General features: G+C 73.9%; 23 protein-coding genes and 1 tRNA gene. 14 read left to right on the top strand and 10 right to left on the bottom strand.

Annotated features, from left to right (window positions below):
• The first annotated feature begins 23 nt into the window (after positions 1-23).
• Positions 24-1,391, top strand: a complete 1,368-nt coding sequence (locus IE331_RS12935) for an ABC transporter substrate-binding protein (RefSeq protein ID WP_192143820.1) — start codon at positions 24-26, stop codon at positions 1,389-1,391.
• A 46-nt stretch (positions 1,392-1,437) separates the two neighbouring features.
• On the opposite strand, the gene IE331_RS12930 is transcribed toward IE331_RS12935, so the two are convergent.
• Complete coding sequence (locus tag IE331_RS12930; RefSeq protein ID WP_192143819.1) at positions 1,438-2,772, bottom strand: ribonuclease D; 1,335 nt, start codon at positions 2,770-2,772, stop codon at positions 1,438-1,440.
• Positions 2,765-3,367 carry a DUF3000 domain-containing protein gene (locus IE331_RS12925; RefSeq protein WP_192143818.1) on the bottom strand — a complete coding sequence of 201 codons (603 nt, stop codon included), beginning with the start codon at positions 3,365-3,367 and terminating at the stop codon, positions 2,765-2,767. Before IE331_RS12925 ends, IE331_RS12930 begins: the two co-directional genes overlap by 8 nt.
• A gap of 69 nt (positions 3,368-3,436) precedes the next feature.
• On the opposite strand from IE331_RS12925, the gene hemE reads away from it, so the two are divergent.
• Positions 3,437-4,495, top strand: a complete 1,059-nt coding sequence (gene hemE / locus IE331_RS12920; RefSeq protein WP_192143817.1) for a uroporphyrinogen decarboxylase — start codon at positions 3,437-3,439, stop codon at positions 4,493-4,495.
• Positions 4,496-4,528: 33 nt separating this feature from the next.
• Here the strand turns inward: hemE and IE331_RS12915 are convergent, their stop codons facing one another.
• A complete protein-coding gene (locus tag IE331_RS12915) occupies positions 4,529-5,575 on the bottom strand; it encodes a DUF4349 domain-containing protein (protein WP_192143816.1) in 1,047 nt (348 codons plus the stop codon).
• 117 nt (positions 5,576-5,692) lie between these two features.
• Between IE331_RS12915 and hemG the strand changes: the two genes are divergently transcribed.
• From hemG to IE331_RS12900, 3 genes are all read left to right on the top strand, one after another.
• Positions 5,693-7,069: a protoporphyrinogen oxidase gene (gene hemG, locus IE331_RS12910; protein ID WP_192143815.1), complete on the top strand. Its 1,377-nt coding sequence runs from the start codon at positions 5,693-5,695 to the stop codon at positions 7,067-7,069.
• A gap of 139 nt (positions 7,070-7,208) precedes the next feature.
• Complete coding sequence (gene hemQ, locus IE331_RS12905; RefSeq protein ID WP_192143814.1) at positions 7,209-7,907, top strand: hydrogen peroxide-dependent heme synthase; 699 nt, start codon at positions 7,209-7,211, stop codon at positions 7,905-7,907.
• 65 nt (positions 7,908-7,972) lie between these two features.
• Positions 7,973-8,599 carry a hypothetical protein gene (locus IE331_RS12900; RefSeq protein WP_192143813.1) on the top strand — a complete coding sequence of 209 codons (627 nt, stop codon included), beginning with the start codon at positions 7,973-7,975 and terminating at the stop codon, positions 8,597-8,599.
• A gap of 1 nt (position 8,600) precedes the next feature.
• Here IE331_RS12900 and IE331_RS12895 read toward each other — a convergent pair whose 3' ends face one another.
• Positions 8,601-10,004: an FAD-binding oxidoreductase gene (locus tag IE331_RS12895; protein ID WP_192143812.1), complete on the bottom strand. Its 1,404-nt coding sequence runs from the start codon at positions 10,002-10,004 to the stop codon at positions 8,601-8,603.
• Positions 10,005-10,061: 57 nt separating this feature from the next.
• The gene (locus IE331_RS12890; protein ID WP_192143811.1) at positions 10,062-11,120 is read right to left on the bottom strand and encodes a PIG-L family deacetylase; all 1,059 of its coding nucleotides are present in this window, start codon (positions 11,118-11,120) and stop codon (positions 10,062-10,064) included.
• Between the two features lie 136 nt (positions 11,121-11,256).
• Between IE331_RS12890 and IE331_RS12885 the strand changes: the two genes are divergently transcribed.
• Positions 11,257-12,429 (top strand): helix-turn-helix transcriptional regulator, encoded by a 1,173-nt coding sequence (locus IE331_RS12885; RefSeq protein WP_192143810.1) that lies wholly within the window; start codon positions 11,257-11,259, stop codon positions 12,427-12,429.
• Here the strand turns inward: IE331_RS12885 and msrB are convergent.
• A complete protein-coding gene (gene msrB, locus IE331_RS12880) occupies positions 12,407-12,805 on the bottom strand; it encodes a peptide-methionine (R)-S-oxide reductase MsrB (protein ID WP_192143809.1) in 399 nt (132 codons plus the stop codon). The two genes, IE331_RS12885 and msrB, sit on opposite strands and share 23 nt — an antisense overlap.
• Positions 12,806-12,932: 127 nt before the next feature.
• On the opposite strand from msrB, the gene IE331_RS12875 reads away from it, so the two are divergent.
• The 5 genes from IE331_RS12875 (at position 12,933) to IE331_RS12855 (ending at position 17,323) form a co-directional block, all read left to right on the top strand.
• A complete protein-coding gene (locus IE331_RS12875; RefSeq protein WP_201931761.1) occupies positions 12,933-14,009 on the top strand; it encodes a ferredoxin reductase in 1,077 nt (358 codons plus the stop codon).
• A 112-nt stretch (positions 14,010-14,121) separates the two neighbouring features.
• The gene (locus tag IE331_RS12870) at positions 14,122-15,333 is read left to right on the top strand and encodes a fatty acid desaturase family protein (RefSeq protein ID WP_192143807.1); all 1,212 of its coding nucleotides are present in this window, start codon (positions 14,122-14,124) and stop codon (positions 15,331-15,333) included.
• A complete protein-coding gene (locus IE331_RS12865; protein ID WP_192143806.1) occupies positions 15,330-15,677 on the top strand; it encodes a hypothetical protein in 348 nt (115 codons plus the stop codon). Before IE331_RS12870 ends, IE331_RS12865 begins: the two co-directional genes overlap by 4 nt.
• Before the next feature lie 9 nt (positions 15,678-15,686).
• Positions 15,687-16,769, top strand: coding sequence for a DNA polymerase domain-containing protein (locus tag IE331_RS12860; RefSeq protein ID WP_192143805.1), 1,083 nt, complete (start codon positions 15,687-15,689; stop codon positions 16,767-16,769).
• Entirely contained in the window at positions 16,766-17,323 is a 558-nt protein-coding gene (locus IE331_RS12855; RefSeq protein WP_192143804.1) for a mycothiol transferase, read from the top strand. The genes IE331_RS12860 and IE331_RS12855 overlap by 4 nt, the downstream gene beginning before the upstream one ends.
• 6 nt (positions 17,324-17,329) lie before the next feature.
• Here the strand turns inward: IE331_RS12855 and IE331_RS12850 are convergent, their stop codons facing one another.
• From IE331_RS12850 to IE331_RS12835, 4 genes are all read right to left on the bottom strand, one after another.
• Positions 17,330-18,385 carry a 1-acyl-sn-glycerol-3-phosphate acyltransferase gene (locus IE331_RS12850; RefSeq protein WP_192143803.1) on the bottom strand — a complete coding sequence of 352 codons (1,056 nt, stop codon included), beginning with the start codon at positions 18,383-18,385 and terminating at the stop codon, positions 17,330-17,332.
• Positions 18,382-19,212 (bottom strand): patatin-like phospholipase family protein, encoded by an 831-nt coding sequence (locus tag IE331_RS12845; RefSeq protein WP_201931760.1) that lies wholly within the window; start codon positions 19,210-19,212, stop codon positions 18,382-18,384. Before IE331_RS12845 ends, IE331_RS12850 begins: the two co-directional genes overlap by 4 nt.
• 17 nt (positions 19,213-19,229) lie before the next feature.
• On the bottom strand, positions 19,230-19,775 hold the full coding sequence (locus IE331_RS12840) for a hypothetical protein (protein WP_192143802.1): 546 nt from the start codon (positions 19,773-19,775) through the stop codon (positions 19,230-19,232).
• A gap of 92 nt (positions 19,776-19,867) precedes the next feature.
• A complete protein-coding gene (locus tag IE331_RS12835; RefSeq protein ID WP_192143801.1) occupies positions 19,868-20,980 on the bottom strand; it encodes an ATP-dependent DNA ligase in 1,113 nt (370 codons plus the stop codon).
• A gap of 47 nt (positions 20,981-21,027) precedes the next feature.
• On the opposite strand from IE331_RS12835, the gene IE331_RS12830 reads away from it, so the two are divergent.
• The 3 genes from IE331_RS12830 (at position 21,028) to IE331_RS12820 (ending at position 23,595) form a co-directional block, all read left to right on the top strand.
• Positions 21,028-21,106: transfer RNA gene (locus IE331_RS12830), tRNA-Gln, on the top strand.
• Between the two features lies 1 nt (position 21,107).
• Positions 21,108-22,529 (top strand): bifunctional UDP-N-acetylglucosamine diphosphorylase/glucosamine-1-phosphate N-acetyltransferase GlmU, encoded by a 1,422-nt coding sequence (gene glmU / locus IE331_RS12825; protein WP_192143800.1) that lies wholly within the window; start codon positions 21,108-21,110, stop codon positions 22,527-22,529.
• A gap of 85 nt (positions 22,530-22,614) precedes the next feature.
• A complete protein-coding gene (locus IE331_RS12820) occupies positions 22,615-23,595 on the top strand; it encodes a ribose-phosphate diphosphokinase (protein WP_201931759.1) in 981 nt (326 codons plus the stop codon).
• Positions 23,596-23,713 lie beyond the last annotated feature (118 nt).

The following is a 23,713-nucleotide window of genomic DNA, read 5'->3' as shown; positions in this document are numbered from 1 at the left end:
GACGAGGGGAAGGCAGCCGGGGCGTGAGGACACAGGCGGCGTGCGCGGTCGCGATGGTGCTGATCGCGGGTTTCGGGACCGCCTGCGAGGGCGACGCGACCGATCCCGGCGCCGAGCCGACGGGCGCCAGCGGCGAGAGCGTCGAGCTGGAGTTCCTCGCCTACGGGGCCGACGACGAGGTCGCGGCGTACGAGTCGATGGTGCAGCGCTTCAACGACGACAACCCCGGGGTCGAGGTGCGGCTGGAGACGGCTGCGAACCAGGACGAGGCCCGCAGGGTGCTGGCCTCCGGCGACGTGCCCGACGTCTTCCTCGCCTCGCGGCGGGACCTGGTCGGGATCGCGGAGGCCGGGATCAACCAGCCCCTCGACGAGCTGCTCGACAGCCGCGGCGTGGACTTCGGCGACCTCTACAAGCGCGACGCGCTGCTGGCGTTCTCGCTCGACAGCCGGCTCCAGTGCATGCCGTACGGCGCCTCGCCGATGGTGATGTACTACAACACCGACCTGGTCGACTTCGAGGAGATGGCGGCCCAGGAGCTGCCCGTGTCGGGCAACCCGCTGCGCTGGAACTTCGACCAGTTCGCCGCCGCGGCCGAGTTCGCCGCCCGGCGCGGCACCAAGGGCGTGCACATCGACCCGACGCTGCAGGGCCTGGCGCCGTTCGTGTACTCCGGCGGCGGCGAGCTCTTCGACGACCCCCGCCAGCCCACCACGCTGACGCTCACGGACGAGGCGACCCAGGGGGCGCTCGGGCGGACCATGCAGCTGCTGCGGCGGGGCCGGATCACGCTGAGCCCCCGCCAGCTGCGCCAGGAGTCCGCGCTGCGCCGGTTCAAGGACGGCCGGCTCGGCATGATCGCGGGCTTCCGGGGGCTGGTGCCCGAGCTGCGGGAGGTCGAGGGCCTCTCGTTCGACGTGATGCCGATGCCGGTGCTCGAGAGCGAGACCACCGTGGGTGACGTCTCCGGGATCTGCCTCGCCGCGGACTCCGCCAGCACCTCGGCCGCCGCGGACTTCGTGGTGCACGCGATCTCCGCCGAGTCGGTCGCCGAGGTGACCGAGGCCGGGTACCTCGTCCCCGCCAGCAACGAGGTGGCCGAGTCCGAGGCGTTCCTGCAGCGGGACCGGCTCCCGGCGCACGCCGAGGTCTTCAACCGCAGCGTCCGCGACATCGTGATCCCGCCGCTGCTCGAGTCGCTGCCGGCCCTCGAGAAGGCCGTGCACGACGACCTGTACCGGCTCTTCTACGCCCGGGTGATCGCCATCGACGAGATCGCGGCGGCGATCGACGAGGCCTCCCGGGTCGTCATCGACCCGGAGGCGGCCGCCGAGCAGGACGCCGAGCAGGATTCTGAGTCGGGGGAGACCCCGACCGACGAGTCCAGCTGACCGGCCGGAGCGGCCGGAGCGGCTCTAGCGGGCGCGCGCAGGCGGGTCAGGCGGGGTCCGGCGGCGGCTCGACGTCCCCGGCCAGGATCGCCTCGGTCAGCAGCGGCGCGGTGAGCTCCACCTGCCAGGGCCGGGCGCCGAGGGAGACCAGGGCGTCCTCCACCTCGCCCCGCAGGGCCGTGGCCTCGCGGGCCTGCGGAGGGGTCCACAGCAGCCGGCGCAGGTAGTCGGGGGTGAGGATGTTCTCCACCGGCACCTGCCACTGCTCGGACAGCGCCTGCATGGCGGTGCGGGCATGGGCCAGCCGGCGGGCCGCGACCGGGTCCTTCTCGGCCCAGGCCCGGGGCACCGGCGGGCCGTCGCCGCGCGGCCCGCGCTGGGGCAGCTCGCTCTCGGGCAGCTCCCGGGCCTCGGCCAGGGCCGCCACCCAGCGGTTCGCGTAGCGGCCGGCGCCCCGGCCGTGGAACCCCTTGGTGGCCAGCAGCGCCGCCTTGTCCCTCGGCAGCGCGAGGGCGGCCTCGATGATCGCCGAGTCCGGCAGGATCCGTCCGGGAGTGACGTCCCGCTCGGCCGCGATCCGGTCCCGGGTCTCCCACAGGGCCCGGACGGCCGCGAGCGCGCGGCGGCCTCGGACCCGGTGCAGCTGCGAGGTGCGCCGCCAGGGCTCGGCGCGGACGGTCGGGGTGAAGTCGAGCAGGTGGTCGAACTCCTGTCGGGCCCACTCCGCCTTGCCGCCCCTCTCGAGCTCGGCCAGCATCACCTCGCGCAGCTCGACGAGCGCCTCGACGTCGAGGGCGGCGTACTCCAGCCAGGGCTCGGGCAGCGGTCGCTGGGACCAGTCGACCGCGGAGTGCTCCTTGCGCAGGCGCTGACCCAGGGTGGTCTCCACGAGCGTGGCCAGCCCGACCCGGGGGTAGCCGAGGAGACGCCCCGCGAGCTCGGTGTCGAAGAGCCGCCCGGGCCGCAGGCCGACCTCGGCCAGGCACCCGAGGTCCTGGCTCGCCGCGTGCAGGATCCACTCGGTGCCGTCCAGGGCCTCGGCCAGGACCTTGAGGTCGTCGAACGCGATCGGGTCCACCAGCGCGGTGCCGGACCCGGTGCGCCGCAGCTGGATCAGGTAGGCGCGGGAGGAGTACCGGTAGCCGCTGGCCCGCTCGGCGTCGATCGCGACCGGCCCGGTGCCGGCGGCGATCCGCTCGGCCACGGACTGGAGGCCCGCGACGTCCTCGGTGATCCCGGGCAGACCGTCGCGGAGCTCGAGCAGCGGGGTCGGCTGGGCCTCGGGGGAGTCGGGGGCCTCGGGGTGATCTGCGGCCTCGGGGGTGCGGGCCCCGTCCGACGGCGGCGTGTCGTCGGGCGGCGGCGGACGGTCCTCAGCCACGCTGGCCGCGCCGGCTGGGCATCGCGGTCACGCCCTCCGGCACCGGTGGCAGCCCGACCGCGGTGCACAGGAGCTCGCCCCAGGCCTCCACGTGCGGGGCGATCTCGAGCGTGGTGGGCGTCCACGACGCCCGGATCTCGAGCTGGGCGCCGGCCTCCTCGTCGGCCATGCCGCCGAAGCTCTCGGTGGACACGCAGGTGACGGTCCCCGAGGGGGCGGTGAACTCGGCCCCGTGCGCCTCGAGCGCCTCCATCAGCCAGGACCAGCCGACCGCGGCCAGCATCGGGTCGGCGGCCAGCTCCGGGTCGATCTCGGCCCGGGTGTAGGCCACGCAGCGGAAGGTCCCCGCCCAGGCGTCGTTGCCGGCCGGGTCGTGCAGGAGGATGATCCGGCCGGTGCCGACGTCGGTGTCGTCCACGGTCACGTCGGCGGACAGGGCGCTGGCGTACGGCGCGATCCGCTGCGGCGCGGGCATCTGCTCGCAGAGCACCTCGGGCCGCAGGCGGGCCGCGCCCATGCTCTCGACCGCGACCCGGAAGTCGTCCGGGTACGCACCCGCACCCGACCCCGGGTGGGTCTCGCGTCGCGCCACCATGCCCCCACAGTAGGCCGGTGCCCCCGGTCCGGTGCACCGCCACGCCGCCTGTCCTGCGAGGATTGTCCGGTGAACGCATCGCTCGCTCCGGCCCTCGCCGACCCGGTCCTCCAGGACTCCGCCCTCCTGCGCGCCGCCCGCGGGGAGAGCGTCCCGCACACGCCGGTCTGGTACATGCGCCAGGCCGGCCGGTCCCTGCCGGAGTACCTCGCCCTCCGCGAGGGGGTCGGGATGCTCGAGGCGTGCATGGACGCCGAGCTGGTCACCGAGATCACCCTGCAGCCGGTCCGCCGGTACGGCGTCGACGCGGCGATCTTCTTCTCCGACATCGTGCTGCCGCTCAAGGCCGTGGGGGTGGACCTCGACATCAAGCCGGGTGTCGGGCCGGTCGTCGCGCAGCCGGTCCGCACCCTCGCCGACGTCGAGGCGATCCCCGACCTCACCCCCGAGCACGTCCCGTTCATCACCGAGGCGGTGCGGACGCTGGTCGCGGAGCTGGGGGCGACCCCGCTGATCGGCTTCGCCGGGGCGCCGTTCACGGTGGCCTCCTACCTCGTCGAGGGCGGGCCGTCGAAGGAGCACGCGAAGACCAAGGCGATGATGTTCGGGGCGCCCGAGGTCTGGGACGCTCTCATGCGCAAGATCGCCGGCATCGCCTCGGCGTACCTCCAGGTCCAGGTCGGCGCCGGCGCCGCGGCCGTGCAGCTCTTCGACTCGTGGGCCGGGGCGCTCACCCCGGCCGACTACCGCGAGCACGTGATGCCGCACTCGGCCGGCGTGCTCGAGGCGGCCGGTCGGCTCGGCGTGCCGCGGATCCACTTCGGGGTCGGCACCACCAACCTGCTGTCGCTCATGGGCGACGCCGGCGCCGACGTGGTCGGCGTGGACTGGCGTACGCCGCTCGCGGCCGGGATCCCGCTGGTCGGGGACCGGGCCGTCCAGGGCAACCTCGACCCGACGCTGGTGTTCGCGCCGACCGAGGTGATGACCGCCCGGGCGGCGGAGATCATCGAGGCCGGCCGCGCGGCCCGCGGCCACATCTTCAACCTCGGTCACGGCGTGATCCCCTCGACCGACCCCGACCAGCTGGCCCGGCTGACCGAGTTCGTCCAGGGCTACCCCAGATAGTCGGCGAGGAGTCGGGCAGCTCAGCCGGGCAGCTCAGTCGGCGACGCCGGCCGTCCGCCGCCGCCGCACGCCGCGCACGGCGCCCCGGCCGGCCACCGCGAGCGGCGGCCCGACCAGCAGCAGCACCACCAGGAACGGGAGCAGCAGGCCCAGCGTGGTGGCCAGTCCGGTCCCGAGGGTGGTGAGCGCGCCCCAGCCGTCCCTCAGGCCGGGCAGGAACCCGCTCTCGTCCGGCTCGGGGGTGCCCGCCTGCTGTGGGGTGCTGGCGAGGTGCACGCTGATCGTGGACATCGAGGTCTGGTCCTTGAGGTAGGCCTGCTGCGACTTCAGCGAGTCGAGGTCGGCCTGGCGCCGGGTCAGCTGGCTCTCGATCGCGACGATCTCCTGCAGGTCCTCGGCGCGGGCGAGGAGCGCCTCGATCCGCTCCAGGCTCCGGGACTGGGCCCGGATCCGGACCGCGTTGTCGATGACCTGGGTGGTGACGTCCTCGGAGCTGCGCGACGACGACTCGAGCTCGGCCACCTCGGCCAGGTCGGCCATCGCCTGGTCGAAAGCGGCCGACGGCACCCGCACCACCAGCCTGGCCCGGCGCATGTCGCCGTCGTCGTCGGTGCTGGTCTCCTCGTCGGCGATCTCGCCGCGGTGCCGGTCCAGCACGGCCAGCACCTCGAACCGGGCGTCGGAGACCTTCGGGCTGGTCAGCTCGATCACCCCCGTCGAGATCACCGCCCGGGTCGCCGGCTCGGTGCGGGCCCGGATCGCGGTGTCCGCGCCCTTCCCCTCCTCACCTGACCCGGTCCGGTTGGCTAGGTCGGCCTGGGCATCGGACTGCGGATCGGACTGGGGATCGGGCTGGGAGTCAGCGCCGCCGCCGGCGGTGTCCGGGAGCCCGAACGCCGGCTCGCCCGCGCTGTCGGAGCCGCCGGCCGAGCCCGCGGAGCCGCAGGCCCCGAGCAGCACCAGGAGCATCAGAACCATCAGGACGGGGGACAGCAGCAGCGCCGGGAGGGTCCGGGGGCGCGGGCGGCGCCGGGCCGGGTCGGCGGGACGGGCGGTCCGGGGAGCGGTGGTGGTCGTCATGGCACTGGGACGCGGCGGGCCGCGCCCCGGTTCCCGGGGCACCGGACCACCCCGGTTCCAGCCCCGGTTCCCGGCCCGGCCGGACGGCCTCACCGGGCACCGGCCATGCTGGGGCGCATGGGACGCACAGTCGTGATCGGTGCCGGCATCGCCGGACTCGCGGCAGCACGGCTGCTGGCCCGCGACGGCGGCGAGCCCGACGAGGTCCTCGTCCTCGAGGCCTCGGCGGAGGTGGGCGGCAAGCTGCGGCTCGGATCGGTCGCGGGCGTGCCGGTGGACCTCGGTGCCGAGGCGATGCTGAACCGCCGTCCCGAGGCCACCGACCTGGCCCGTTCGCTGGGGCTCGACCTGGTGCACCCGGCCACCACCACCTCGGCGATCTGGACCCGGGACCGCCTGCGGCCGCTGCCGCGCTCGGTGCTCGGCGTCCCGGCCGACCTCGACCAGCTGGCGGGCTCCGGCGTGCTCTCCGCCGACGGCCTGGCGCGGGCCCGCGAGGAGCGGGTGCTGCCGGCACCCGACGGCGACCAGACGGTGGCCGACTTCGTGGGCTCCAGGCTCGGCGGCGAGGTGGTCGACCGGCTGGTGGAGCCGCTGCTCGGCGGCGTCTACGCCGGGCACGCCTCCGTGCTCTCGGCCCGGGCGACGATCCCGCAGGTGGTCGCCCTCCTCGACCGCGACCCGTCGCTGCTGTCGGCGGCGGCGGCGACCCCGCCCTCGCCGGACGTGCCGGTCTTCGCGGGCCTGGCCGGCGGGGTCGGCCGGCTGCCGCAGGTGCTCGCCGAGCGCGGCGGCTTCACCGTCCGACGCGGGACGACCGTGCGCGAGCTGCGACGCACCGCCTCCGGCTTCGAGCTGACCGTCGGCCCGACGCCGACGCCCGAGCTGATCGAGGCGGACCGGGTGCTGGTGGCGGTGCCGGCGGCCCCGGCCGCCCGGCTGCTCGGGGAGGTCGCCCCGGTGGCGGCCGCCGAGCTGGCCGGCATCGAGTACGCCTCCATGGCGGTGGTCACGCTCGCCTTCCGGACCGCCGACGTGGCCGGGCTGCCGCGGGAGTCCTCCGGCTTCCTGGTGCCACCGGTCGACGGGCGCCGGATCAAGGCCGCCACGTTCAGTGCCCACAAGTGGGACTGGGTGCGGGAGGCCGGCTCGGCCGAGGACGTCGTGCTGCTGCGGACCTCCCTGGGCCGCCACCGCGAGGAGGCCACCCTCCAGCGCTCCGACGAGGAGCTGGTCGCCGACTCGGTGGCCGACCTGGCCGCCGCCACCGGGATCACGGCCGCCCCGGTGGACGCGCACGTCCAGCGCTGGGGCGGCGCGCTGCCGCAGTACGCCGTGGGTCACCGCGACCGGGTGGCCCGGATCCGGGCCGACCTGGCGGTGCGGTCGACCGACGGACCGGGCCGGATCGCGGTCTGCGGGGCCGCCTACGACGGTCTCGGGATCCCGGCCTGCATCGCCTCCGCCCGGGCCGCCGTCGTCGCCCTCGCCTGAACACCGCCGACCCGTCGCTTGTGTCGGCCGCAGGACCGCCGACCCGTCGCTTGTGTCGGCCCCAGGAGCGCCGACCCGTCGCTTGTGTCGGCCCGCCCCTCGTGGCCGGGGCTGCCGGCACCCCCGGCACAATGGGCCCATGGCAACGAAGGCAGCCCGGACCCGCGACCTCAACGACACGATCCGCTACACGATGTGGTCGGTCTTCCGCCTCGACGAGGTCCTCGGGGACGCCGACCGGGCCGCCGAGGCGGCCGACGTCGAGGCGCTGTTCGAGGTGCTGGCCGAGCAGGACGTCGTCGTCCGCGGGGTGTACGACGTCTCCGGCATGCGGGCCGACGCCGACGTCATGGTCTGGTGGCACGCCGAGACCTCCGAGCAGCTCCAGGGCGCCTACAACGCGCTCCGCCGTACGGCGTTCGGTCGCCGCCTCGCGCCGGTGTGGTCGCAGATGGCGCTGCACCGGCCGGCCGAGTTCAACAAGAGCCACATCCCGGCCTTCCTCGCCGACGAGGAGCCGCGGGCGCACATCTGCGTGTACCCGTTCGTGCGGTCCTACGAGTGGTACCTCCTCGAGGACTCCGAGCGTCGCGGGATGCTGGCCGAGCACGGCAAGATGGCTCGCGACTTCGCCGACGTCCGGGCCAACACCGTGGCCTCGTTCGCGCTGGGCGACTACGAGTGGATGCTCGCCTTCGAGGCCGACGAGCTGCACCGGATCGTGGACCTGATGCGGCACCTGCGCGGCTCGACGGCACGGCGGCACGTCCGGGAGGAGCTGCCGTTCTACACCGGCGCCCGGACCGCGGTCGCCGACCTGCTCGACCGGCTGCCCTGAGCGCCGGGCCGGCCCTTCCGAGGAGACACCGGGAACCGGTGACGGGCCGAGTGCGTCCCATCGGCATGAAGAGCCACCTCCTCGTCCTGGCCTGCCTCCTGCTCGCGGGGTGCGGGGGCGCCGGCGACGTGCAGGCCACGGACCCCGGCGCCGAACCCAGCGCCCAGCCAGGCGCCGAGGCGATGCCGACCGACATCCCACCCGCGGACGGCACCGTCGCGACCCGAGCGCTGGGCACCGTCCTGGACACCGGCTCGCCCGAGCTGTGCCTGGGCGCGGTGGCCGAGTCCTGGCCGCCGCAGTGTCGGGGGATCCCGCTGCGGGACTGGGACTGGTCCTCACTCGACGGGGTCTTCGAGCGCTCCGGGGACACCCGCTGGGGCGAGTTCTTCGTGGCCGGCACCTTCGACGGCACCGCGATGACCGTGCGGCAGGCGGTCCCCGCCGCCCTGCACAGCCCGGTCTCGGAGCCGCCCGGGCCGGAGCCCGATCCCGGGGACGCCTCGGCCGGCGAGCTCGAGTCGATGGCCGAGGAGCTGGGCGACCTCCCCGGCGTCCTCACCGTGGTCCCGACCGACGGCCGGCTCGACGTCTCGGTCGTCCACGACGACGGGACGCTGCAGGCGTGGGCGGACCGCACCTACGGGCCCGGCCAGGTCGTCCTCGAGTCCGCGTTCGTGCCGGTCGGCTGAGTCACCGCCGACCCGGCAGCGGGTGGTTGCCGAGGAAGACCCCGTCCGGGTCGATCTCCTCCTTCAGCCGCACCAGCCGCGACCAGGTCTCGTCCGGGTAGCCGGTCCGCGGGTCCACCGACTCCTCGGCGAAGTTGAGATACGTCCGCGCGGAGGACCACGGTCGCAGCGCCTCGACCACCCGGGCGGCGTCGGCCGACCCCCGCTTGGCCAGCTCCGGGGTCATGGCGACCGCGACGCAGTAGAGCGCGTACTCCGTCGGGAGGTGGCTCAGCGCCCCGGCCCCCGGCGGTGCCGTGGCCAGCGCGCCGCCGAGGTGCCGGAGCTCGGCGAACAGCAGCGAGGTGTCGGCATCGGGCCCGACCTCCGCCAGGAGCGCCGCCACGGCCTCCTCCGGCACCGACTCGATCATCGCGTGGCCGGAGACGGCGGGCGTGGGCTGCGGCGGGTCCATGTGTACGTCGATCAGGCCGGCCGCCGGCATCCGCGCGAACGTGTCCATCTCGGGGCCGAGATCCCGCAGTGGCCGCAGCAGGTCCTCGGCCGTCCCGTCGTCCTCGAGGACGGCGCCGTCGACCACGACCAGCCGACGCCCGCTGAGGAACGGCGGGAGCTCGGGCAGGGGCGGGAAGCTCATCACCCGCACCGAGGTGGTCACCGAGTCCGGGAGGTGCCGCGTCCACGTCGTCCAGGCGCGGAGCACCTCCGGGGCGTGCGCACGATCCCACAGCAGCATCCCCCCGTAGACGTCGGCGAGCGGCAGCAGCCGGAACTCGAGGGCGGTGACCACGCCGAGGCCTCCGCCGCCACCGCGCAGCGCCCAGAACAGGTCGGCGTGGTGCTCGGCGTCCGCCCGGAGCAGCGTGCCGTCGGCGGTCACGATCTCGACCGCGGTCAGCTGGTGCGCGGCCAGTCCGTGCCGGCGTGCGTACCAGGACAGCCCGCCGCCCAAGGAGTAGCCGGCCACCGCGACGTCCGGGGAGCTCCCGTGCAGGGCCGCCAGGCCGTGCGGTGCGGCGGCTGCGACGACGTCCTGCCACAGGGTCCCCCCGACCACGCGGGCGGTCCGGGCTCCCGGGTCGATGTCGACCCCGGTCATGTCGGAGAGTCGCACGAGCACCGTGCCCTCCAGTCCGGCATGGGCGAGGGGTCCGGCGTTGTGGCCGGTGCTCTGGGGCGCCACCCGGAGGCCGGCCGCCGCGGCGGCCCGGACGACGGCCACCACGTCGTCGACGTCCTGGGGGAGGGCCACCGCGGCCGGGCGCTGGTCCACGGCCAGGTTCCAGGCTGCCCGGGCCGCGTCGTACCCGGGCTCGCCGGGCAGGTGCACTCTCCCGCCGCAGAGGCCCCGGAGGGACTCGGCGGGACCGGAGGCGGGGGGCTCGAGCGTCTCCTCGATGGTCATGTCGTCTTCCTTCTGCATCGGTGGGTGGTCCCGGGTAGGTCCGGGTCGGGCGCGAGGTCAGCGGGGGGCGGCCACCTGTGGCAGCCAGGTGGTCTCGACGGGGCCGCCGGGCCACGGGGGATCGACCCTCCGCAGCCGGTCGACGGCGAGGAAGCCGCGCTGCAGCTCCGGGCCCATGGCATCGAACGGCGGCACCTGCGAGGCATGGGTCCGGATCGCCTGCCAGCGACGGTCGAGGTGGGCCGAGACGTCGACCAGGGTGGTGATCTGCTCCGCAGGTGTGCCCAGCGTCGGGTCGCCGGTGAACTCCGTCATCAGGGACCGGGCCAGGCAGAACAGGTAGGTGCGCCGGGGTCGGTGCGCGGCGCGGTCGAGCGCCGCCAGCGTGGCGTCCCGCATCGCGGCGTGGTCGCGGTGGCCGTCGCTGGCGTCGAGGGTGACCACGACCTCGGGCCGGACGTCGTCCAGGAGCCGCGCGACCCGGTCGCGGAGCTCGGCGGGGTCGGCCGCGGCGAGGGACCCCGGGGCGGGATCGCCGGCGACCCCGGAGTCGGTGTAGTCGAGCAGCTCGACCCGACCCACCCCCAGCAGCTGGCAGGCGCGACGCAGCTCGGCCTCCCGGACCCGCGGGAGCCGGTCGGGGTCGACGCCCGAGCCGGGGGCGGGCTCGCCCAGCTCGCCTCGGGTGGCGCAGACCACCACGCTCGCGAGCCCGTGGGCGCTCGCGTGCGCCAGCACCGAGCCGCACCCGAAGGCCTCGTCGTCGGGGTGGGCGACCACGACCATCAGCGTCCGCGGCCGCAGCCGCCCGGTCAGACCGACCAGCATGCCGGGGACCGCCAGCCCCGGCACCGGCTCGACCCTCAGCCGGGGTCGCCCCGGGGCCCTGCCCAGCCGCTCCTCGACGACGTCGAGCGCGGAGCCCAGGGCCTCCGGCTCGGTGGTGCGGACGGTCAGCTCGGCGAGGTCCCGGGTCCCCAGGCCCTCCTCGGCCAGGGCCTCCTCGAGCCGTGCCATGGAGAGCGCCAGCTGGGCCACGAGGTCGTCCTCGTGCAGCAGGCGGCCGTGCTCGTCGAGGGGACCGTGCTCGTCGAGGGTCAGGTCGTCGGCGCTCATGGGAGCCAGCGTCCTCGCCCGGAGGGCCGCGCACCATCCCACCGTCGGGGGGTCTGCGGCCCCGGGTGCCCCGGGGGCGCCGGGCCTCCAGAAAACTGGGATGGTGCCCGGGGCCCGGGAGGTGGACACTCGTGCCATGGCACTGGGTCTGACCGCGGAGCGGGTGCGCCGCGACGTCGACGTGGTCGCCCGTGCCGGCCTCGACCTGGACTCCTTCATCGGCGAGGCGGTCGAGTCGCTGGGTCGTGCGGTGCCGTTCGTGGCGGGATGCCTGGCCAGCATCGACCCCACCACGCGTCTCATGACCGGCGCCCGCAAGTACGGCGACCTGCTGGGGCGCAACAGCCACGACCGCGAGTGGGGGCTGCTGGAGTACGGCGTCCCGGAGCCGACCGCGTTCACCGAGCTCGCGGAGCACGGCATCGCGGCGGCGGGGGTGCACGCCCTGACCGAAGGCCGGATCGAGGAGTCGGCCCGGATGTCGCGCTTCATGATCCCGCACTTCGGGTACGCCGACGAGCTCCGCGCGGTCTGCCGGGAGGGCGAGCGGGTGTGGGGTGGCGTGGCGCTGTTTCGTGGTGCCGACGACACCCCGTTCACCCAGGAGGAGGCCGCCTTCGTCGGGTCGCTCTCCGACGTGCTCGCCCTGGGCATCCGCGGAGGCATGTTGGCCTCGATCGCCACGGCCACGACCGGGCCGCGGCCGTGCGACACCGGCCCGACGGTCCTGATCATCGGTCGCGAGGACACCGTCCTCCAGCGCAGTCAAGGGGCGGACGAGCGGGTCGCCGATCTGCTCTCGGGCGACAACAGCGCCTCGCCGGAGGCGGTGATCGCGGGTCTGGTCGGCGCCGCCCGTCGCTACGCGCGTGGCGAGACCTCGCGCCCGCCCCGTGGTCGGTTGCGCGGTGCCAGCGGGATGTGGCTGGTGCTGCACGCGGCTCCGCTCTCGGGAGCGGGCGCCGACGGCGCGGACGTCGTCATCACCATCGAGGAGGCCCGGCCGCCGGAGATCGTGCCGCTGGTCGTGGCCGCGTTCGACCTCACCCGGCGCGAGCGCGACGTCACCTCATTGGTGCTGCAAGGGGTGCCGACCAAGGAGATCGCCATGGCGATGAGCGTCTCCGCGTACACCGTCCAGGACCACCTGAAGTCGGTCTTCGCCAAGGCCGACGTCCGTAGCCGCCGCGAGCTGATCTCGCGGATCTACTTCGACCAGTACGTCCCACGCATGGGGACCGAGCTCGGCCCGTCGGGGTGGTTCGCGACCGCGGACGGGCCGCGGGTCAGTCCTTCGGCTCCAGGGTGAGCGCGATCGAGTTGATGCAGTAGCGGTCCCCGGTCGGGGTGCCGTAGCCGTCGGGGAACACGTGACCGAGGTGCGACCCGCAGTTCGCGCAGCGGACCTCGGTGCGCTTCATGCCGTGCGAGGTGTCGTCGAGGTACTCCACGGTGTCGGACACCGGCTGGTAGAACGACGGCCACCCGCAGCCGGAGTGGAACTTGGTGTCCGACTCGAACAGCGTGGCCTGGCAGGCCTTGCAGCGGTAGACGCCGGTGGTCTCGGTGTCGGTGTACTCACCGACGAAGGCCGGCTCGGTGCCGGCCTTGCGCAGGACGGCGTACTCCTCGTCGCTGAGCTGGGCGCGCCACTCGGCGTCGGACTTGTCGACTTCGTAGGCCATGCCCCCACGGTAGTTCCCCCGCGGTAGGGCGGGCACCGCTCCCGGGTCCCGGACCGCCGGTTGACACCAGTCAGTGAACATGTGTTCACTGACGACCTGCCCCCTCACCCTCGACCCGGGAGGTCACGTGAGCGACACCGCGCTCGGCTGGGACCGGGTGCGCGGACTCGGCTCGAAGCTGACCACGCCGCTGCACCCCGACGACTACCTCTCCCTGCTCAACCCGTTGTGGAGCACCCGCGAGCTGCGCGGGCGCGTCGAGCAGGTCGTCCCGGAGACCGACGACGCCGCCACCCTCGTGATCCGGCCCGGCTGGGGCTGGCGTTACGACCACCGGCCCGGACAGTACGTCGGGATCGGGGTCCAGGTCGCCGGGAGGTTTCAGTGGCGCTCCTACTCGGTGAGCTCCCCTCCGCGGCGTCGTGGGCGGACCATCTCGATCACCGTGCGGGCGATGCCGGAGGGCCTGCTCTCGGCCCACCTGGTGCGCGGCCTGGCGCCGGGCACCATCGTCCGCCTCGCCCTCCCCGAGGGCGAGTTCGTCCTGCCGGACCCGCCCCCGGCGCGCCTGCTCTTCCTGGTGGCCGGCAGCGGCGTGACGCCGGTGATGGCGATGCTCCGGACCCTCGACCGTCGCGGCACGATGCCCGACGTCGTCCTGCACTACTCCTCACCGACGCCGGAGCGGATGATCTTCCGCGACGAGCTGGCCGCCCTGGCCCGGAAGCACGCCGGCCTGACGCTGCACGAGCAGCACACGGACCGGGACGGGATGCTCGACCTCGCGGACCTGGACCGGCTCTGCCCGGACTGGCGGGAGCGGGACACCTGGGCCTGCGGCCCGGGGCCGATGCTCGACGCGGTCGCCGCGCACTACGACGCGGCGGGCGTCGAGGACCGGCTCCGCCTGGAGCGGTTCTCGCTCGCCCTGGACGGGCAGGGCGGCGAGGGCGGCACGATCACGTTCCGCAACTCCGGCAAGCAGGTGGTCGCGGACGGAGCCACGACGGTGCTCGAGGCGGGGGAGCAGGCCGGGGTCGGCATGCCGTACGGCTGCCGCATGGGCATCTGCCACACCTGCACGCTGACGCTGGTCTCCGGCACCGTCCGCGACCTGCGCAACGGCACCGAGCTCGGCCAGCCCAACGAGCAGGTCCAGACCTGCGTCACGGCGGCGGCGGGCGACTGCACGCTCGACGTCTGAGGGTCCCGAGACGCTCGTCGGCGCTCGCTCCGTGACCACTGACACCGACCACCGACCACCGACCACCGACCACCGACCACCGACCACCGACCACCGACCGAAGGAGACACCGATGGCCATCTCGGACGTCAAGGAGTACACCCACCTCTCCGAGGAGGACGTGGAGCAGCTCGGCCGTGAGCTGGACGCGATCCGCGCCGACGTCGAGGAGTCCCGCGGCGCCGCGGACGCGGCCTACATCAACCGGATGATCACCGTGCAGCGCTCGCTGGCGGCGGCCGGCCGGGTCACCCTGCTGGTCGGTGCCCACGCCCGGCGCGGCTCCCGGCCGGCCTGGGTCGCCGGGACCGCGATGCTCGGGCTCGCGAAGATCCTGGAGAACATGGAGATCGGGCACAACGTCATGCACGGCCAGTGGGACTGGATGAACGACCCCGAGATCCACTCCAGCAACTGGGAGTGGGACACCGCCCAGCCGGCCGAGCAGTGGAAGCACTCGCACAACTACGTGCACCACCAGTTCACCAACGTCCTGGGCCACGACAACGACATCGGGTACGGCGTGCTGCGCATGGCCCGGGAGCAGCGGTGGCACCCGCTCAACCTCGGCCAGCCGGTCTACAACGCCCTGCTGGCGGGGCTGTTCCAGTGGGGAGTCGCCCTCCACGACCTCGACCTCGACGCGATCCGCAAGGGCCGCAAGGACCCGCAGGAGATGAAGCGGCAGCTGCGCCAGATCGTGAGGAAGGGCCGCAACCAGATCCTCAAGGACTACGTCGTCTACCCGGCCCTCTCCGGCCGCGGGTGGAAGGGCACGCTCAAGGCCAACGCGACGGCCAACCTGAGCCGCAACCTGTGGTCCTACATGATCATCTTCTGCGGGCACTTCCCCGACGGGGCGATGCACTTCACCGAGGAGGAGCTCGAGGACGAGACCCGCGCCGAGTGGTACCTGCGGCAGATGCTCGGCTCGGCGAACTTCGAGGGCGGCCCGGTGCTGCACATCGCCTCGGGCAACCTGGGCTACCAGATCGAGCACCACCTCTTCCCGGACCTGCCGAGCAACCGGTACGCCGAGATCTCGGTGCGGGTGCGCGCGCTGTGCGAGAAGTACGACCTGCCGTACACGACCGGACCGCTGGCCAGGCAGTACGGACAGGCACTGCGCACGATCCTGAAGCTGTCGCTGCCGAACTCCATGACCGCCCCGGACACCCCCGAGCCGCCGTCGCCGCCGGTGGAGCGGGGCCGCCGCGCAGACGCCGAGCGCCCGACCCGGCGCACCGAGACCGGCGCCTGGTCCCGCTCGCGGACCGCGTCGTGACCCCCGCGGCCGGCACGGCGCCGTTCGCCTGGGCCGAGGACGGGACGCTGGACACCCGGCGCGTCACCCAGTGCGCGCTGAGCCGGATCTGTGGCGTCTGCGGTGCCGGCCTCGGCCGGCCGATCGCGTTCCTCGGCACGCAGGAGGAGGTCGACCGGAACGCGTTCCATGCCCCGCCGCTGCACCTGGCCTGCGGGGAGCGGCTGCTGGCGACCGGGGGCGCCGACGGGGCCGCAGGGTCGGTGCTGGTCACCACCGCCGGCTTCGAGTACGTCCGAGCGGCGAAGGAGGACGCCGACCGGCGGGCGACGTTCCGCCCCAACTCGCTGCTCCGATCCCGCTAGCGTGGGGCCATGGCCAAGCCACCAGCCGCGGAGGTCGACGCGGGCGGGCGCGCGGTGCGCGTCTCCAGCCCGGACCGGGTGATCTACCCGGCGACCGAGCGCACGCCCGAGGTCACCAAGCTCATGGTCGCCCAGTACGTCGCCTCCGTCGGCGACGGCCTGATGCGCGCGCTGCGGGACCGGCCGACGGCCCTCGAGCGCTGGCCGTCGGGCGTGCTGCCCGGGATCACGCTCGGCACCGGCCGCCCGGGCGAGAAGGCCGAGGCGTTCTACCAGAAGCGGGTGCCCAAGGGGGCTCCGGACTACCTCGAGACCGCCGAGGTGACCTTCCCCTCCGGCCGCACCGCCGAGGAGATCTGCCCGACCGAGATCGCGGTCCCCGTCTGGTGCGCGCACATGGGGACGCTGACCTTCCACCCGTGGCCCGTCCGCCGCGACGACGTCGACCACCCCGACGAGCTGCGGATCGACCTGGACCCGCAGCCGGGGACCTCCTTCGCGGACGCGGTGCGCGTCGCCGGGGTGGCCCGCGAGCTGCTCGAGGAGCAGGGGATCACCGGCTTCGTCAAGACCAGCGGCAACCGGGGCGTGCACGTCTACGTCCGGATCGAGCCGCGCTGGGAGTTCACCGACCTGCGGCACGCCGCGATCGGCTTCGGGCGCGAGCTGGCCCGCCGCGACGACGGGGTGACGATGGAGTGGTGGAAGGAGGAGCGGGGGGCGCGGATCTTCGTGGACTTCAACCAGAACAACCGCGACCGGACCATCGCCTCCGCCTACTCGCTGCGCCCCCAGCCTGGGGCCCCGGTCTCGACGCCGCTGTCCTGGTCGGAGCTGTCCGCGCTGGGCGACCCGCGCGAGCTCAACCTGTTCACGGTCCCGGACCGGCTGAAGGACGGCGACCCGTGGGCCGGCATCGACGACGTGGCCCACTCCCTCGACCCGCTGCTGCGCCTGTGGGAGGAGCTCCCCGGTGGTGAGATGCCGTTCCCGCCGGACTACCCGAAGATGCCCGGCGAGCCGCCGCGGGTGCAGCCGAGCAAGAAGGTCGAGTCTCACTGGGACGCCGAGGGCAACCGGATCGAGTCGTGACCGAGGACCAGCGGGCGGCGCGCCACCCCGAGGAGCCCCCGAAGCGCGGGCCGGCCGGTGCGGCCCGCTGGTCGGCGTACCTCGACTGGCTCCGCGCGGATCTCACCGCCGCGGTGCTCGCCCTGCCGGAGGACCAGCAACGCCGGGCGCTGGTGCCGTCCGGCTGGACGCCGATCGAGCTGCTCTCCCACGTGCTGCACATGGAGCGCCGCTGGTTCGTGTGGGGCTTCCTGGGGGAGCCGGTCGACCGACCGTGGGGCGACTGGACGGTCGAGGAGCCCTGGGAGCACGAGGCCGGCGAGGCGGCCCGGTGGCAGGTCGCCGACGACGTCACCGCCGAGGAGCTGGCCGACCGGCTGGCCGCGGTCGGGGAGCGGACCCGGGCCGTGCTCCGCGACGTCCCGCTGGACACCCCCGCCGCTCCCGGCGGCCGGTTCGCCGAGGACCCACCGACGCTGGAGTGGATCTGCTTCCACGTGGTGACCGAGTACGCCCGGCACGCCGGTCACCTCGACATCGTGGTCGAGCTGGGCGGTGCCCACCCGACGCGCTGAGCGGGCTCAGCGCTCGCGGCCGCTGCCGGCGGCCTGGCGGAACCGTGGCGGCAGGTCGGTCGGCCGGTGCTCCTCCACCCAGGCGTCGATCCGGTCCCACCAGTCGAAGAGCCACTCGATGCGGGCCTCGCGGTCCGCGGGGATCTCCGAGCGCGGCACCCGCCACCACCGCATCACGATCCGCTTGTCCATCGGCAGCGAGGTCCACACGTCCCGGACGGTGAGCACGTGGTCGAGCCCCGTGTGCGCCACCAGCAGCACGTCGGCCTCCGGCGCGGCGTCCAGGGCCGCCACCACCCCGCCCGGGCGGGGCGCCAGCACGTGCCGCATGCGCTCGGCGCGGTCGGCCATGCCGTCGAGGCCGAGGCGGCGCAGCCGGGCGATCGACCGCTCCCGGCGGGCCGGGGTGAAGTTGCCGCCCTCGGGGAAGATCACGAACGCGTCGTTGTCGTCGAGGTCGCGGGCCATCGAGGCGATCTCCGACTCGACGTCGTGACCCGGCCGCGGCGAGGGGCTGATGAAGCGGCTCGGCAGGCGGTGCAGGAGGACGCCGACCATCGGCTCCCACGCGAGCGTCTCCTTGAGCACGACCCGGGGCTCGCGGTGGTACCAGTGCATGAGCGCGTACATCAGCGTGAACGAGTCGCCGGGGCCGGCGTGCCGGCAGCACACCACGAGCGGGTGGCCCGGGAACGCGTCCGGCGTCGGCCCGACCGTCTCCACCTTCAGCCGCAGCACCCGGCGGGACTCGCGGAAGAACACGACCAGGTAGGCCTGGGCGATGTCGTAGTGGATCCGCTCGAAGAACGGCCGTCGCAGGAGCAGGCCGAACCCGCTCGCGATCCAGAGGCCGAACAGCTCGACGAGGATCAGGCTCTCGAGCGTCAGGTGCACGATCAGCAGCCACCCGAGCCGCAGCGGCCGCAGCCAGCCGGGGACGAAGGCGGAGGCGACCCCGGTGCCGATCAGCCAGAGCGGTGCGGTCACCCAGAGGAAGGCGGTCAGCCCCAGCACGACCGGGGCCAGCAGCACCCGGCGTACGGCGGCCGCGGCCGGGGTCACAGGTGCTCCTCGAGGTATCGCAGGCTGGCCTCGTGGGCGGCCTCGATGCGGGGCCGGACCCGGCTGAAGTCCCGGTAGGCCAGGGGGTTGTCGTCGCGGGCCGACCCGGCGGCGGGCAGGACGTGGGTGACCACCCCCTCGGGGAGCTCGGCCAGCTCCCGGGTGAACCGGTGCCGCCGGGCGATCTCGAAGGACACCCTGGCCACCTCCCACGGGCGGCGCGGCACGGCCAGGGGACGGTCCACCCGACCGACCTGCAGCACGAAGATCCGGGTGGCGCCGTGCGCGGCGGCCCGCCCGACCGGGATCGAGTTCACGATCCCGCCGTCGAGGTAGTGCTCGTCGCCGACCCGGGCCGGCGGCAGCAGGCCGGGGACCGCGGCGCTGGCCATCACCGCGTCCACCACGGGGCCGTCGGTGAACCAGTGCTCGGCGGCGCGCTCGATGCTGGCCGCACAGCACTGGAACTCGACCTCGAGGTCGGCGAAGCCGGTGCCGCCGAAGCGCTCCTCGAGCCGGCGCCGCAGCGGCGTCGCCGACTGCAGGTGGGTGCCGGTGGCGAGGGCGCGACGCACCTGGCGCAGCGCGCTGTCGGCGTAGATGTCCCGGCTCTCGGCGGCCGAGCGCCAGAGCTCCTCGAGGGACTCCACCGCCGCCGGGGTGGGGTCGGCCGCCACGACCAGCCCGTTCAGCGCGCCGACCGAGGTGCCGAGGACCAGGTCGGGTCGGACGTCGTGCTCGAACAGCGCACGCAGCATGCCGATCTCGACGGCGCCGAGCAGGCCGCCGCCGCCCAGCACGAAGGCCGTGCGCCCCCCGTCACCCACGCCGTCGTCCCGGCTGCTCAGAGACCGCTGACGCCCTCGCCGCCACCGGCCTGCTCCTCGAGCGTCTCGTGCTCGAGCAGGTGCAGGCAGGGCACGCCGATCCTGCGGCGCGCCCGGGAGGTCCAGTCGACGTGGAAGAACTCAGCGACCACGTGCGGCCGGGTCAGGATGATCGCCTCGCGCCCGTCGAGCTCGGCGACCGCCGCGGCGAGCGCGTCGATGGGGTGCTCGTGGACCACGGTCCCGGTCGCCGTTCCGCCCGCGGCGTGCAGCCGCTCGAGGGTGAGCGCCAGGTCGCGCTGGGAGCGCTCGAGGCACTCGCGGCGGACCTCCGCCAGGTCGATGTCCGCCAGCGCCATGGCGGGGGAGGCCATCACCTCGCCCGCGGCCAACGAGCCCATGGCCGCCTCGACCCGGGCGGCGGCGTCCTCCACCGGGAGCAGCACGTGGTAGCCCACGGTCTCGCCCTCGTCGCGCAGCTCCTCGTGCAGGTCGCACACCTGTCGGGCGTCCTCCGGTGACAGCGCCTGCTCCACCAGCAGCACCACGTCGTATCCGCTCACTGCGACCTCCGCTCGTTGGTTCGATTCTAGGCGCGTTCCGTGTCTGCCGCCGAGTACCTCGGCTCCCTCAACCGCCGAGTACCTCGGCTCCCTCAACCGCCCAGTACCTCGGCAAGGTCGTACCCCACCGGCTCCTCCAGCTGCCCGTAGTCGCACGACGCCGGGTCCCGGTCCGGACGCCACCGCTTGAACTGCGCCGTGTGCCGGAACCGCCGGCCCTCCATGTGGTCGTAGCCCACCTCGAGCACCCGCTCGGGCCGCAGCGGCGTGAACGAGAGGTCCTTGCCCTGGCTCCACCGGCTCTGGGTGCCCGGCACCCGGTCCGGGTTCGCGATCGCCCACTCCTCCGAGCCCAGCCAGCTCCCCCAGGGGTGGTCCTCGATCGCGCACACGAGCGGCTGCAGCTCCGCGAGGAGCTCCGCCCGACGGGCCGCGGTGAACGAGGCCGAGACCCCGACGTGCTGCAGCGCCCCGTCGGCGTACAGGCCGAGCAGCATCGACCCGAGCAGCGGCTGCTCGGGGGTGGAGGTCTTGTGCTCCCGGTAGCCGCAGAGCACGACGTCGGCGGTGCGGGTGTGCTTGATCTTGAGCATGGTGCGGGCGTTCGGCTGGTACGTCGCCCCGAGCGGCTTGGCGATCACGCCGTCCAGCCCGGCGCCCTCGAAGCGCGTGAACCACTGACCGGCCTCGTCGGGGTCCGTGGTGGTGCGGGTCAGGTGGCAGGGCCCGCCGGCCCCGGCCAGCCCGGCCAGGGCCTCCTCCAGCGCGGCGCGGCGCTCCGAGAACGGCCGGTACAGGAGGGCGTCGTCGCCGAGCGCGAGCAGGTCGAAGGCGACGTACGACGCAGGAGTCTTCTCGGCGAGCATCGTGATCCGGGACTCGGCCGGGTGGATCCGCTCCTGGAGGACCTCGAACTCCAGCCGGGCGGCGCCCGGCGACCCGAGCGCCACGAACAGCTCGCCGTCCAGGACGCACCGGGCCGGTAGCTGCTCGCGCGCCGCGGCCACCACCTCGGGGAAGTAGCGGGTCAGCGGCTTGGTGTTGCGGGAGGCCAGCTCCACCTCGTCGCCGTCCTTGAACAGCAGGCAGCGGAAGCCGTCCCACTTCGGCTCGAACGAGAGCCCGCCGTGCTTGCCGGGATCGGGGATCCCCTTCACCGGCTTGGCCAGCATCGGCTGCACCGGCGGCATCACAGGCAGGTCCACGTCCGACACCGTAGCGGCATCGGCCGTATGGTGTCGGACGGAAACTTTCCCCGGTTGGTCTGCCGGCAGGGCCCGCCTGACTTTGAATCAGGACAAGCGACGTAGGTTCGACTCCTACCCGGGGAGCATGGACAACCTCACAGTGATCGTGCTCGCCGCGGGTGGCGGCACCCGGATGAAGTCGAAGACCATGAAGGTCCTGCATCCGGTGTGCGGCCGCTCCATGATCGGCCATGTGCTGACCGCGGTGCGGGCCATGGAGCCACAGCGGGTGGTGGCCGTGGTCGGCACCCAGCGCGAGCAGGTCGCTCCGCACATCCAGGAGCTGCTCCCGGACGTGGTGCTCGCCGTCCAGGAGACCCAGGACGGCACCGGCCACGCGGTGCGGGTGGCGGTGGAGTCCCTCGGTACGCCGCTGGAGGGCACCGTGGTCGTGGTCACGGGCGACACTCCCTTGCTCGAGGGCGAGAGCCTGCGGGCGTTCGCCGAGGAGCACGAGGCGGCGCAGCGGGCGGTGAGCATCCTGTCCGGGGTGGTGCCGCAGCCGCGCGGGTACGGCCGGATCGTGCGCAACGGCGAGGGCGACGTGGAGGGGATCGTCGAGGAGAAGGACGCCTCGCCCGCCGAGCGCGAGATCGGGGAGATCAACTCCGGGATCCTGGCCTTCGAGGCCGGCTTCCTGCTCGAGGCGCTGGAGCGGATCGGCAACGACAACGCCAGCGGCGAGTACTACCTCACCGACGCCGTGGGCATCGCCCGAGAGTCGGGGATGACCGTCGGCGCGCACCCGCTGGACGACGTCGTGCAGACCGAGGGCGCCAACGACCGGGCCCAGCTGGCCGAGCTCGGCCGGGAGATGAACCGCCGGATCCTCACCCGGTGGATGAGGGCCGGGGTCACCGTGATGGACCCCGCCAGCACCTGGGTGGACGCCGACGTGGTCCTCGAGCCGGACGTCACCCTGCTGCCCGGTGTGCAGCTGCTCGGCGCGACCGTGGTCGCCGAGGACGCCGTCGTCGGCCCGGACACCACCCTCCAGGACTGCGAGGTCGGCACCGGCGCCCGGGTGGTGCGCTCGCACGGGCAGCTGGCCGTGATCGGGGCGGGCGCCACGGTCGGGCCGTTCTCCTACCTGCGACCCGGGACCCGGCTCGGCGAGGGCGGCAAGATCGGTGCCTTCGTGGAGACCAAGAACGCCCGGATCGGGGTCGGCTCCAAGGTCCCGCACCTCTCCTACGTCGGCGACGCCGAGATCGGCGACGGCACCAACATCGGGGCCGGCACGATCTTCGCCAACTACGACGGCACCCGGAAGCACCGCACCCGGGTCGGTGACCGCGCGCGCACCGGCTCGAACAACACCTTCATCGCCCCGGTCGAGATCGGGGACGACGCCATGACCGGCGGCGGCACCACCGTGCGCCGCGACGTACCCCCGGGGGCGCTGGCGGTCTCCAGCGGCCCGCAGCGCAACATCGACGACTGGGCCCGGCGGCGGGCCGCCCGGGACCCGGGCGGGGCGGGGGACGGGTCGTCTCAGGACACGTGACCCGGATTCGCGGGAGGGGGACCCGGCAGGCACAATCTGCAGTAGCGAGCCACGCAGCCGACGCACCACCACGAGGAGCCCCGCCGTGAGCGGAATGAAGCGGACCACGGAGAAGAACCTCATGGTCTTCAGTGGTCGGGCGCACCCCGACCTGGCCGTCGAGGTGACCGAGCTGCTCGGCACCGGCCTGGTCCCGCAGTCGGCGTACGAGTTCGCCAACTCCGAGATCTACGTCCGCTACGAGGAGTCGGTCCGCGGCTGCGACGCGTTCGTGATCCAGAGCCACACCGCTCCGATCAACGAGTGGATCATGGAGCACCTGATCATGGTCGACGCCCTCAAGCGGGCCTCGGCCAAGCGGATCACGGTGGTGATGCCGTTCTACGGCTACGCGCGCCAGGACAAGAAGCACCGCGGCCGCGAGCCGATCTCGGCGCGACTCATGGCCGACCTGTTCAAGACCGCCGGCGCCGACCGGCTGATCACCGTCGACCTGCACGCCGACCAGATCCAGGGCTTCTTCGACGGCCCCGTCGACCACCTGATGGCGCTGCCGATCCTCGCCGACTACGTCAAGGGCAAGTACGGCGGCGAGCAGCTCGCCGTGGTCTCCCCGGACGCCGGCCGGATCAAGGTGGCCGAGCGCTGGTCGGCCCGGCTCGGCGGCGCGCCGCTGGCCTTCATCCACAAGTCCCGCCGCACCGACCGTCCCAACGAGACGGTCGCGAACCGGGTGGTCGGCGACGTCAAGGGCCGGATCTGCGTGCTCGTCGACGACATGATCGACACCGGCGGCACGATCGTGAAGGCTGCCGAGGCGATCATGGCCGACGGCGCGGCAGGCGTGGTCATCGCCGCGACCCACGCGATCCTCTCCGACCCGGCCGTCGACCGGCTCAAGAACAGCCCCGCGACGGAGGTCGTGGTGACGAACACGCTGCCGCTGGCCGAGGACCGGCACTTCGACAAGCTGACCTGCCTGTCGATCGCGCCGCTGGTGTCGCGGGCGATCCGCGAGGTCTTCGAGGACGGCTCGGTCACCTCGATGTTCGACGGCCACGCCTGACGGCTGACGCCCGGCTGGTCGGACGGTGAGGCGATTTTCCCGGCACCGTCACACTGTCGCGCGGGGCCGGTTAGAGTACGCGTGGCCTGTCGCGTAACGGGACGCACAGGTGCGGGCT

Origin of the sequence: Nocardioides donggukensis (genome assembly GCF_014842875.1) — a bacterium.
GTDB classification, from domain to species: domain Bacteria; phylum Actinomycetota; class Actinomycetes; order Propionibacteriales; family Nocardioidaceae; genus Nocardioides; species Nocardioides donggukensis.
The sequence above is the reverse complement of the archived record's forward strand: the minus strand, read 5'-3'. Positions and strand labels throughout refer to the sequence as shown.